Genomic DNA, 12,224 nt, shown 5'->3' with positions numbered 1-12,224 from the left:
TGTAAAGGACCCGATGTGCGATGGGATACCAGACGTTCATCAAGTCGCAGTACGGCGCGCTGAGCATCGGCGACGTCCTGCGGGGTGCGCCGACCGTACTGCTCGGGGTGCACGACGTGGCGGCCGCCGCGCTCGCCGGCGTCGGCGTCAAGACGGTGTTCGACCTGTCGGTTTCGGCGGTGTTCGACGGCGCCGCCCGGGTGGTCGCGTCGGCCGCGAACCCACGGTCGGTGCTGCGCCGCTACGGCCGTGGGCCGGCCTCGCTGATCGACGACGGTGCCCTGCTGACCGACACCGCCGAGTTGCCGTACGCCGGCATCGTCAAGCTTGCCGGAATCGACGCCGCCACGGCCGCCGCGCTGGAGCAGGCGCTGGCCGTGGCGACGATCCGCGACCTGGCGCTGTGGCCGCCGTTCCTGGCCGCCAAGTCCATCGTGCTCGAGGCCTACAACCCGGATCTGGGTCTGGAGATCGATCCGGAGGCGCCGGTCGAGCTCATCCCGCGCAGCGGTGAGTTCGGCACCGAACGGCACCTGTACTCCACGCTGGTCATGTTCCCCGGACCGTTCGAGGCCCCGCCACAGAGTCTCGACGGCATGCTCTTCGACATGACCGCGAATCCGGCCCATGGCTTCGAGCTGGTCCGGTACGGGGCCCGCCTCACCTACGCCCACACGTGGAACCCGATCGCCGTGGCCAAGGGTCACCTGCTGCACAGCCTGCCGCTCGCGCCGGGCGAGAGCACCAGCGTCGCGGTAATCGACTGGAGCAGCAAGTCGTCTGCCGCCACCAGCCAGTCCCTATCCGAATCCGAGCGTCTGAGCAGCAGCAACGACCGCGCACGGACGGTGTCGCAGATCGCCTCCAGCGTGGCTAGTGAGTTCACCCGCGGCGCCTCGGTCACCGCCACCGAGTCCACGTCGGTGGCCGGCGGGGTCGGCGGCATTCTCGGCTTCTTCGCCGGGTCGGCGTCCGGGGCGGCCAACCAGCAGACCGCGGTCACCCATACCGTGTCCACCGGCGACCGCAACATCGCCACAAACCTGCAGGACAACATCCGGGACTCCACCCAGCAGGTATCCTCCGCGCTGCGCAACCAGCGCGCCGCCTCGGTCAGCGAGGTGAACCAGACGCAGTCCGAGCACCTGTCCACCCGGTCGGTAACCAACTACAACCACATGCACGCGCTGACCGTGCAGTACTACGAGGTCGTCCAGGTCTACGAGACCCAGACCCGGCTGCAGGACGCCGAGCGGTGCATCTTCCTGCCGATGCGGCCGATCGACTTCACCGACGAGCGCAACATTCTGCGGTACCTTCCCATCCTCAAGGACGCGGCGCTGGACGGCACCACCCGCAACCTGCTGGCCGAGCTGGAGGAAGAGACGGCCAGCGGGTTCAGCCTGACCTTCCCGCACGACCGCCTCCCCCAGGTCCTGCTCGGACCGTTCTTTCCGCTGCGGCTGGACTTCGTGTACGGCCCGCGACTGCAGGCGAACGCGCGGAGCCTGGCCCGAGACGGGTTCATCGTCTTCAACGGCTCTGTCAACGCGTTCACCATCGACTATCGTCTCCAGCTCGATGCGATCCGCTGGCCAGCGGTGCGGCCCGGACAGCCGATCACCACGCCGATCCTCGGCGTCTCGATCACGCTGGAGGACGGAACCGTCATCGACGTCAGCCAGTCGGCCGCGGACGACGCCGATCCCGGCGACGTCGACCCCGTGCTGGGCAACGGCTCCCCGCTGTCGTTCGGCCGGATCGCCCGTATCGGTCTGAAGATCCACCCGGACTACATGGCCGGCCAGCAGCCGCAGGAGCACTTCATCCACTTCGAACTGGCCGTCCGGCTCGGCTCCGATGCCCGGTGGCTGGATTGCGGCTTCCTGATCGACTCGTCCGCCGCCGATCTGGCGGGCAGTCCGCTGATCACCGTGACCGCGCCGAGCGGCCTAGCCGAACTCGGCGCGGTCCTGAACGAGGACAGGCTGTACTACAGCCGCCAGATCTGGCTGCGCGAGGACCCGCAGACCCGGATCATGCAGCTGGCACCGTTCCGGCTGGACGTCGGCGGCGGCACCACCATCAACCTGGTCGACCATCTATCCCCGCAGCCGCTGGAGGTCGTCGGCAACTACCTCGTCTACCGATTCACCTATGAGCAGAACCATGAGTGGCAGGAGTGGAAGAAGCGGTACGCCGATCGCAGCGCAGCCACCGACGTGGACGTGGTGGCCGTACCCACCGGCGGCGTGTTCGCCGAGGCGGTCCTGGGCCGCGCCAACTCGGCCGAGAAGCTCGACCTGACGCGGTTCTTCGACTGGGCCGACTCGCCGCCCCCGGCACCGCCGGCCATCCAGGCGCTGCAGGCGGGGACGCACACCCCAGCCGAAGCACCGAATCTGGGCACGTTCGACACCCCGCTGGTCAGCATTCAGCAGCCGGTCGCCCTGCCCGATCCGGTCGGGCTGTCCAGCGTGCTCACCGCGATCACGACCAGCGACGCGTTCCGCAACATGAGCGGGCTGGCCGCCACGGGCGATGCCGCGAACGAGGCGCTGGACGCGTCGGGCAAGGCCTCCATCGGTGCGCTACAGGCGGCCGGTACGGCCTTGGCCACCACCTTGGACGCGTTCGCCCAAGCGCTGAGTGCCAAGAAGCCCGAGGACAAGACCCTGTCCGAAGCCGGTGCCGCGGCCAACCAGAAGGCCGCGGCAACCAAGGCAGCGGCGACCAACGGCGGCTCGCCAGCCGATCTGGTCCGCACCGGTCTGGTGCAGAAGGTGCTCGCCGACATGGGCCTGGCCACCGACGGTGGGACACCGGACGGCGGAACGGACGATGGAGGCACCCCGGACGCCGGGCTGCTCAACTCCACCCTGGTGACCGACCCGATGTTCGCCGACGTCGGCGGATTCGTCACCCTGCTGCAACTACTCTCCGACGACGATCTGATCAGCGGGATGGTCAAGCGGTTCACCGGGCTGGACAAGTCCGTTGACCCGCTGACGAAGTACCGGGAACTGGTCGACGAGATCACCACCCGGAGCGCGACCCTGCGCAACCCGTCCCGGTTCCTGTACGCGGCGGCGTTCGTCAAGACCGGCGTGCTGCCCGCAGACACCGACTTCGGTGCCGCCGACGTCACTGGCGTGCGGGCCAGCGCCCTGCGGGCCGCGGTGGCCCGCATCCTGGACACCGCAAAGACCATCAATAAGGCCGGCAATGCGAGCACCGCGCTAACCGCGATCCTCGAGGCCTGCGCGTCCGGCGGAGTGACCAACCTCAACCACGTGAGCTACGTGCTCGCCACGGCCCACCACGAGTCCCGGATGGGCGCGGCGATGACCGAGATCGGCAACGGCTTGTCCACCGCTACCGTGTTCACCGCTGACGCCTACTTCTTTGAGGCCGTCCCCGGCGGCAAGTCGAGCTACAACACGCTGGCCGGGAACGTCCGGGCCGGCGACCGGCTGAAGGCGGACGGGGTGATCCAGGCGTCGCCCGACGTCCAGGCGTGGAACGGCACGACCTACCCGGCCGGCCAGCCGGTGGCCATCAAAATTGCGGCGCGGCGCTGCGACTTCCTCACCTTCATCGGACGCGGGTATGCCCAGATCACCGGCCGGGCCAACTACGCCAAGTTCAGCAAGCGGGCATCGCTCGGCAACATCGACTTCGTCGCCGAGCCGCTCCGGGTGCTCGAGCCGCCTGCGGCGGCCGGGATCATGGTGCAGGGCATGCGCGGCGGAGAGTTCCGCGGCAATCACAAGCTCGCCGACTACGACGTCGCCGCGGGATTCGACGCGACCAACGCCCGGGACATCATCAACGGCGACAAGGCCACGTACGGCGCGTCGATCCGCGACATCGCCAAGAAGTACAAGGCGGCGCTGGTGTTCTTCCCGAAGTTGGACGAGTCCAGCACGATCGTGTGACGCCGCGTGTCGCGTAATAGGCAACGGACGATACCCGACTGCGAACGGGCCCAGCCAGCGCCACTATGAGCGCATGCCCGGGTTGTCGGCACGCGACCACCAGCGGCTGCTCGGCCTCGTCATCGACGCGATGCGCGATGTCGGCGCCGGGCGGACGATCTGGCCAACGGTCCTCGGCGAGCTGGCCGGGTCACTGGGTGTCACGCTCGGCGGCGCGATGGACGTGCAGTGGCCGGCTGGCACGGTGGCGACGTTGGCGGTGTGGCCCGGCTGGCCTGGCGGCACGCTGCCGACCCCGGCCGAGAATCGGGCGTACCCGCTGATCAGGCACTACGGCAACCACGCCGATACGGTGCCGCACACGCTGCGCGAGGTCGCGGATCGGTACCGCTGGCTGACCTCCCCGCGCTATGCACCGATGCGGGCCTGGTTCGGCGGGGCCCGGGAGCAGATTATGGTGCCGCTGGGCCGATCGGGCGGCGCGGTCCGGCTGCTAGGCGCGGCCCGGCCGGACGTACCGTTCACCGACCGGGAGCGGGCGTTCCTAAACCTGTTACAGCCGGCGCTCATCGAGCTAGATCGTCATACCGAGACGATCGAGAGGTGGCGACGGACGGCCACAGCCGGTGGCGGTGGTTCGATGTCCGACTGCCTCGCCGGACATCACATCACGCCGCGCGAGTTGGCCGTCCTGGCTCTGCTGGCCGAGGGGCAGTCGGTGGTCGCGGTCGGGCACCGGCTCGGCATCTCCCCGCGCACGGTGACCAAGCATCAGGAGAACCTGCAGCGGAAGTTGCGCACTGTGGACCGGCTGAGCACCGTGTTGCGCGCACAGCAGCTGGGCATCGTCGCCCCCCGGGCAGCGTCCCGCATCGAAGGCTTGTACACCCTGGAGCCCCAGGCTGGCACCCTAGGGCCGCCGCGGGTAGGTCTGGGTGAACCGCAGCGAGCTCCACCTAGAGCGTGGTGACGACCGGCTACCCGACGCCGAACGGCATCTCCGGCAGGCTCTTGCGATCGAGCCGCCAACAACCCGATCGAGGCCCATTCCCGCCAACTCCGGCCTGCCGGGGTGATCCCCGCGCAGCGGACGCACATCTCGGGGTACGAGCTGGCGGAGGGGAGTGCCGTCTGGTGGCGGGAGGTTCTGAGCGGCGGGATATGGCAGATGTTCGCGGGGGTGCACCGATCCGGAGGGCCGGCAGAGTGCCGCACCGCTCGACGCCGGGGTACACGCCGCGCGTGCTCTCGGCGGGCGCGGCGGCCGACCACCTCGCCGCCGCGGAGTCGCTGCGGCGCCGGCGTGAAGGGCGTACCGCTGACGCCGGGGCTCGCGAGGACGGTCGGCCGGATGCCGTCAGGCTTTGATCTCATTGCGGCCGGCCGGTGGCCGAGATGGAGATCTTGCACGGCTTGGCGTGTTCGGCGAGGGGTGGGCAGGGCTGATTTGTCCGAGATGTTCAGCGCATGCCAGGTCAGCGGCGGCTGTTGAACTGGAATCGGATCGTACGAGTGGTTGATGGAGCCTGCTGGAGTGTCCGGATGGCGTCGGATATCGATGGATGCCGGTGCCGGCCCCGCCCCTCGTCCGGCAGAATCTGAGTGACCGCGGAAGGGGTGGGCTGGTGGTGATCGAGGCTGGATTGGTGGCTGGCTATGTGATCGCATGGGCGGTGGGCAAGGCCCGCCGCGCCGCGGGCCGCCTCGATGCCGTGGTCGACGCGGCAATCGATGGTGGGTTGGACCAGCTGCACCAGGTTGTGGCGGCGAAGCTGGGTCCGCATCCGGTGCTTGAGGATCTGGCAGACGAGTTGGGCGAGGCCGACGGGCAGGTCAGTGACCTGACGCGGCGGCAGGTCGAGCTGGCGGTGACAGCGGCGGCGCGCAAGGACGACGCGTTCGGGCGGGCGGTGACCGCGCTTGTGGCGCAGTTACGGGCGGCCGAGCGGGCTGCGGGCGTGTCGGTGGTCGCGGGGAGCGGGTCGACGATTCTCACCGGGGCCGCGCACGCCGAAGCGCGGGACGGTGGTGTCGCGTTCGGTCAGGTCGGCGGGGATGTACACATCGACAAGGGCGGGGAGCGGCCGGGCCCTCCCGGGCCGGGCCGGTAGCGCCACCCACCGGGCCCGGTGTCGTCGACGCTGCGGCGCAGCAAGACCGATTCGATCGCGCCGGCCAGGGGCGTTCGGACAAGCACTATGCGCGGGGCGGCGCGGCCTTCAACTACGTCGCGGGAGACGCCATCGTCAACATGGCGCCCGCGCCGGGTGGCGTGGCCGGTGCGGTCGGCCTATCTGCAGCAGGTCGCCAGGATAGCTCCGCCGCACCTGCTGGACCGTGATACGGAGTTGGCCGAACTCGCGGCGTTCTGTCTGCAGGAAGGCCGTGGCCCGTACGTGTGGTGGCAGGCCGAGCGATGGGCGGGTAAGTCCGCGTTGATGTCGACCTTTGTGCTGCACCCGCCCGAACAGTTGGCCGGGAGGGTGCGGTTGGTGTCGTTCTTCGTCACCGCGCGCTTGGCTGCTCAGGACACCCGCGAGGCGTTCACGCAGTTCGTGACAGAGCAGCTGTGCGAGTTGCTGGGGCAGGAGCTGCCGACGAGCACGGGCGAGGCGGCCCGGGAAATGGCCATGTTGGACCTGCTCGGGCAGGCCGCTGCCCGCTGCCAGCAGGCGGATGGTCGGCTGGTTCTGGTTGTCGACGGTTTGGACGAGGACCGGGGCGTGACGACCGGCTCGTACGCGCACAGCATTGCCGCGCTGTTGCCCGCCCGGCCGCCCGCCGGGCTGCGGATCATCGTCGCCGGACGGCCGAACCCGCCGATCCCAGACGACGTGCCTGACTGGCACCCGCTGCGGGATCCCGGCATTATCCGCCCGCTCGACGAATCATCGGTTGCCATGGATGTGCAGCGGCTCGGACGGGAGGAACTCGGCCGCCTGCTCAAAGGCAGCCCGGCTGAACAAGACCTGCTCGGCCTGCTCACCGCCGCCGATGGCGGCCTGACCGGTCCCGACTTGCAACAGCTGACCGGAGCCGACCTGATCGACATCGAAGAGGTCCTGCACACGGTAACCGGGCGGACCTTCACCCGCCGCCCCAGCAGCCTAGCGATCGACACCCGGCCGGAGGTGTACCTGCTCGGTCACGAAGGCCTCCACGAGGTCGCCGTCCGCTACTTGGGCGACGAGCGGCTGGCCGGCTACCGCCGCCGGCTGCACGCCTGGGCCGACACGTACCGTGCCCCGGCCGACGCCGGGCCGGCGTGGCCGGCGCACACCCCGGAATACCTCGTAAGCGACTATCCGCGCATGCTCGAGTCCACAGGTGACATCGACCGGCTCGTCATGTTGGCCATCGACCCGCTCCGCCACCACCGGATGCTGGACGTGACCGGGGGCGACGCGGCCGCCCTCGCCGAAATCCGAAGCTGCCAAAACCTCCTGCTGGCCAGTCCTGATCTAGACCTACGCCGCCTCGTCCGCCTTTCGATCCACCGCGACGAGCTGGAAAACCGCAACAGCTCTCTCCCCACCGACCTGCCCGCAGCCTGGGCACTGCTTGGTCAGCCGGCCCGCGCAGAAGCCCTCGCCCGCAGCATCATTGACCTCGACCTGCAGGCCCGGGTTCTAGCCGACCTGGCCCGGGCGGTTGCCGAGCACGGCGAGCACGAGCGCGCCGAGCACCTCGCCGACAGCATCACCGACCGAGCCCAGCAAGCATCGGCGCTGTCCGCCGTAGCCCGGGCCGCGGCCGAGGCCGGCCGGCACGACCGCGCAGAACGACTCGCGCGTAGTATCAACGACCGGTACGAACAAGCACGGGCATTGGCTGGCCTGGCCCAGGCGGCAGCCGAGGCTGGCGAGCACGAACGCGCCGAGCAACTCGCCGGCAGCGTCGCTGACCCCGGCCTGCAGGCGCGGGCGTTGGCTACTCTGGCCGGCGCGGCGGCCACGGCCGGCGAGCACGAACGCGCCCGGCGGTTGGCCAGCCAGGCTGAGCAACTCGCTCGCAGGATCGCCGACCGACACCAGCAGACGCGCGTGTTGGCCGACCTGGCCCGGGCCGCGGCCACGATCGGCGAGCACGAGCGCGCCGAGCAACTCGCCCACAGCATGACCCACTCAGACACGCAAGCGCAGACGCTGGCAGACCTGAGCCAGGCGGCCGCCGCGATCGGTGAGGATGAACGGGCCCGACGGTTGGTCGGCCAGGCTGAGCAATCCGCCCGTCGCGTCACGAACCCGGGCCGGCGGGCGCGGGCATTGGCCGGCCTCGCCCAGGCCGCGGCCGAGGCCGGCGAGCACGAACGGGCCCGCTGGCTGGCCGGCCAGGCTGAGCAAACCGCTCGTGACCTCACCGAGCCAGACCGGCGGGCACAGTCGTTGGCCGGCCTGGCCCGCACTGAGGCCGAGGCCGGCGACCACGAGCGGGCCGAGCGGCTCGCCCGCAGCATCGCCGATCCAGGCCAGCACGCGTGGGCGCTGGCCCAACTGAGCCGAGCAGCGGCCGAGGCCGGTGAGCACGAGCGGGCCGAGCGGCTCGCCCACAGCATCGCCGATCCAGGCCAGCAGACGTGGGCGCTGGCCGAGCTGAGCCGAGAAGCGGCCAGAGCCGGGCAGGACGACCGAGCCGTGCGGCTCGCCAGCAGCATCCCCGACCCAGGTCAGCAGGCGCAAGCGCTGGCCAGCGCGGCGCGCGCGGCGGCGCGAGCCCGCAAGCATCAGCAGGCCCGACGGTTGGCCAACCAGCCAGAGCAACTCGCCCGCAGCATTCACGGGCCGTACCTGCAAGGGCAAGCGCTCGCCACCCTGGCCCAAGCAACCGCAGCGGCCGGCGAACACCGCCGTGCCGAGCAACTCGCCCGCAGCATCACCAACCCAGACAAACAGGCGTCAGCGCTAGCTGACCTGGCCCGGGCCGCGGCCGAGGCCGGCGACCACGTTCGGGCCGAGCAACTCGCCCGTAGCATCGCTGATCCCGGCCGGCGGGTGGCGGCGCTGACCGGTGTGGTCCGGGCGATGAGCGCAGCCGGTGAGCAGCAGCGAGCTCGGCAGCTGGCAGACGAAGCCGAGGAACTCGCCCGTAGCATCGCTGATCCGGGCCGGCGGGTGGCGGCGCTGGCCGGTGTGGTCCGGGCGATGAGCGCAGCCGGTGAGCAGCAGCGAGCTCGGCAGCTGGCAAACGAAGCCGAGGAACTCGCCCGTAGCATCGCTGATCCGGGCCGGCGGACGTCGGCGGTGGAAGATCTGGCCCGGGCGCTGGCCCGCGCCGGCGATCAGGAGCGCGCCGAGCGACTTACCGGCAGCATCGCTGATGCGGGCCGGCGGGCGTCCGTGCTGGCGGACCTGGCCCGGGCGCTGGCCGAGGCCGGCGAGCACGACCGTGCCGAGGAACTCGCCCGCAGCATCCCCGACCTAGGCCAGCTGGCATGGACGCTGGCCGGTGTAGCCCAGGCGGCGGCTGAAGCCGGCGAGCATGAGCTGGCCCTTCGGCTGGCCCACCAGGCCGAGCAACTCGCCCGCAGCTCCACCAACCCGTACCAAAGAGCGCAAGTGCTGGCCGACGTGGTCTGGGCAGTGGCCCGAAGCGGAGAACACAAGCGTGCAAAGCTGCTTGCCCGCAGCATCACCAACCCGGACCTTCAGGCGCGGGCATTGGTCGGCCTGGCGAAGGTCGTTGGTCCGCCCGATGCCGGTCGGTTGTTGGGCGAGGCGCTCGCTGTAGGGTTCTGGCTTACATCGCTGCCAGTGCTGGCGAAGTTGTATCCGCACGTCGTAACTGGCATCGCCGACGACGTCTACAGCGCCCAGCGCTCGCGGGACCAATAGTTCGACCTGCGACCCGGTCGTCAGGTGGTCGGCGGTCGGGGCCTGTTGCGTTTGCTGATCGGAGGGCGCTTTGGAGCGAGTTCGGCCGGTCGTCAGATTGCGGCGGCGAGTTCGGTGAAGGCCGCGGCAACGCGGAGCCCGCGCGGGGCGTCAAGCCCGAGTTCGTAGTGGCCGCGGCGCAGGTTCTGCATGAACGCGTGTCCGGCGATGATCGTCTGGTCGGTAGGCAGGCCGCGCATCGGTCTGAGCCGCTGTTTGAGCTGGCCGTGGTCGGCCTCGACCCGGTTGTTGGCATGCCGTTCGACGTGGTGCAACGCCGAGGGAACCAGCTCATCGAGCACCGCCGGGTACACCGGCGCCGCGTCGGTGATGACCTCGGTGGGTCGCACCTGCAACGTGGCCATCGCCCGGCGGAAGAACCGGCGTGCCGCGGCGGCGTCACGGTGGGCGGAGACGAGCACGTCGATGACCTGCCCGTCCTGGTCCACGGCGCGGTACACGTACCGCCAGACACCCTTGACGTTGACGTAGGTCTCGTCGGTGAACCACCTGTCGCCGGGTGCGCGCCGGCAGAACCGGGCCGCGTCGGCGAGTAGCGGGGTGAAGCGTTGGACCCAGCGGAAGATGGCGACGTGGTCGACCTCGACGCTCCGCTCGAGGAGGAGTTCTTCGACGTCGCGGTAGGAGAGGTTGTACCGCAGGTAGAGCCGGACGGCGACCACGATGACGTCGGGTGGGAACCGGAACCCGGCGAACGCCGACCGCAGTGGCAGGGCCGGACGCCAGCGGTTCGAGTCCTTCACCGTTCAAGCCTGCCTGACCGGGACAACGCTCAATGCAACGGACCCGCGGCAGATCTTTCGGCAACCAACGAGAACGGGGGAGGTGTCGCAGCGTGACGGATCAGCCGTCCGCATTCGTGCCGAAGTGGCGGTCGCCGGCTCAGGTGGCGCTGCTGCTCGGCTTCGGAATCTCCAAGGTGAAGATGAAGATCGCGACTGGCGAACTGCGATCGATCAAGGACGGCAAGTACCGCCGGATTCTGCCCGAGTGGGTGGACGAGTACATCCGGGACCAGATCGAGCGGCAGGAGGCGGCCTGATGGCGAGTCGTGCGCGAGCCAACGGAGAGGGCTCGATCTACCCGTAGCGCAACGGTTTCGCGGCGTACGTGTGGGTGACGAAGCCGGACGGCAAGCGGGGCCGCAAGTACGTCTACGGCAAGACCCGCGACGAGGTGCACGAGAAGTGGGTCAAGCTGCACGCCAAGGCGAACGACGGGCCGGTGGCGACGAAGACGCCCACCATCGGCTCTTACGCGGCGTACTGGCTGGAGGAGGTCGTCAAGCCGAACTTGTCGCCCGGGACGTACGTCGCGTTCGAGGTGGCCTGTCGGCTGTACATCGTCCCGGGCCTGGGCAAGAAGAAGCTCAACCTGCCCTCTCGGGACGCGCAGACCTGGATCAACGAGGTTGCCCGCACCTGCCAGTGCTGTGCGCAGGGCCGCGACGCTCGCCGGCCGAAGGCCAAACGCCGCTGCTGCGCGGTCGGGCGGTGCTGCCGGTCCTTGCTGTCGCCGGCGTCGCTCGGGCACATCCGGCGGACGCTGCGCTCGATGCTCGGCCAGGCGATGGTGGAGGACTCGGCCGCCCGCAACGTGGCCAAGCACCTGCGGCTACCGGCGGCGCGGCCTGCTCGGCGCAGCTCGTGGAGCACGGATGAGGCGCGCCGGTTCCTGGAGTCCGCGCGGGAGGACGGCGATCCGCTGTACGCCGCGTACGTCCTGGTCCTGGTCCTCGGGCTCCGCAAGGGTGAGATGCTGGGCCTGACCGACGACGCGATCGACTGGGCCGGCTGGGACCGGCGGTGCAAGCCGCACCGTGAGGCGTTCTGCGTGGAGTGCGTCGCCGAGTACGAGGTGACCCTGCAGATTGATCGGCAACTGCAGCGGGTCGGCACCGTGCTCCTGCACCGCGAGACGAAGACGCCCTTGTCCGACGCCGGCCTCCCGTTGCCGCCGATCTGCGCGGTGGATCTTCGGCAACGGCACCTCGACACCGAGCGGGACAGCGCGGAGGCCGGGGAGCTGTGGCACGGGCTGCGGCTGCTGTTCACGAACCGGTTCGGGACGCCCATAGAGCCGCGGAACTTCAACCGTTACTGGGCCGGCGCTGCTACGCGGCCGGCGTCCCGCGCATCACCGTTCGTGACGCTCGCCGGACGTGCGGGTCACTGCTGGCGGACCTGGACGTTCACCCCCGAGTGGCGATGCAGATCCTCCGACACGCGAAGTTCTCGATCACGATGGAGATCTACACGCAGGTTTCCTCGAAGAAGACCCGCGACGCCTTGAAGCGCGTCGGCGCGAGCCTCGGATAGGGCCATCCATTGACTCGCATTGCGACGCTTGGGTCGGCGGGACACTCCGCTCGGACCAGACGCCCCATCGGTTGTTG

6 protein-coding genes and 1 pseudogene are annotated in these 12,224 nt (G+C 69.8%); 6 read left to right on the top strand and 1 reads right to left on the bottom strand.

The genetic code is table 11. The annotated features are described in order from the left end of the window. Window positions 1-20 precede the first annotated feature (20 nt). From ACQEVU_RS29215 to ACQEVU_RS29200, 4 genes are all read left to right on the top strand, one after another. Window positions 21-3,938, top strand: a complete 3,918-nt coding sequence (locus ACQEVU_RS29215) for a hypothetical protein (RefSeq protein ID WP_433329060.1) — start codon at window positions 21-23, stop codon at window positions 3,936-3,938. A gap of 73 nt (window positions 3,939-4,011) precedes the next feature. Next, window positions 4,012-4,908 (top strand): response regulator transcription factor, encoded by an 897-nt coding sequence (locus ACQEVU_RS29210; protein ID WP_433329058.1) that lies wholly within the window; start codon window positions 4,012-4,014, stop codon window positions 4,906-4,908. Between the two features lie 655 nt (window positions 4,909-5,563). After that, entirely contained in the window at window positions 5,564-6,049 is a 486-nt protein-coding gene (locus ACQEVU_RS29205) for a chromosome partitioning protein (protein ID WP_433329056.1), read from the top strand. Window positions 6,050-6,205: 156 nt separating this feature from the next. Next, window positions 6,206-9,769 carry a hypothetical protein gene (locus ACQEVU_RS29200; protein WP_433329054.1) on the top strand — a complete coding sequence of 1,188 codons (3,564 nt, stop codon included), beginning with the start codon at window positions 6,206-6,208 and terminating at the stop codon, window positions 9,767-9,769. A 92-nt stretch (window positions 9,770-9,861) separates the two neighbouring features. Here the strand turns inward: ACQEVU_RS29200 and ACQEVU_RS29195 are convergent, their stop codons facing one another. Next, window positions 9,862-10,536 (bottom strand): IS6 family transposase, encoded by a 675-nt coding sequence (locus tag ACQEVU_RS29195; RefSeq protein ID WP_433335124.1) that lies wholly within the window; start codon window positions 10,534-10,536, stop codon window positions 9,862-9,864. Window positions 10,537-10,664: 128 nt separating this feature from the next. Between ACQEVU_RS29195 and ACQEVU_RS29190 the strand changes: the two genes are divergently transcribed. Then, on the top strand, window positions 10,665-10,871 hold the full coding sequence (locus ACQEVU_RS29190; protein WP_433329052.1) for an excisionase family DNA-binding protein: 207 nt from the start codon (window positions 10,665-10,667) through the stop codon (window positions 10,869-10,871). Continuing rightward, a pseudogene (locus ACQEVU_RS29185) lies at window positions 10,871-12,147 on the top strand (tyrosine-type recombinase/integrase). Before ACQEVU_RS29190 ends, ACQEVU_RS29185 begins: the two are co-directional and overlap by 1 nt. The last annotated feature ends 77 nt before the right edge of the window (window positions 12,148-12,224 follow it).

Origin of the sequence: Dactylosporangium sp. CA-139066 (assembly GCF_050936175.1) — a bacterium.
Classification (GTDB): Bacteria; Actinomycetota; Actinomycetes; order Mycobacteriales; family Micromonosporaceae; genus Dactylosporangium.
This window is presented reverse-complemented; position numbering and strand designations above follow the sequence as displayed.

What these genes read in the sequence shown, in the direction of transcription:
- ACQEVU_RS29215 (WP_433329060.1), top strand. Translation starts at nt 21, where the DNA reads ATGGGATACCAGACGTTCATCAAGTCGCAGTACGGCGCGCTGAGCATC.
- ACQEVU_RS29210 (WP_433329058.1), top strand. Translation starts at nt 4,012, where the DNA reads ATGCCCGGGTTGTCGGCACGCGACCACCAGCGGCTGCTCGGCCTCGTC.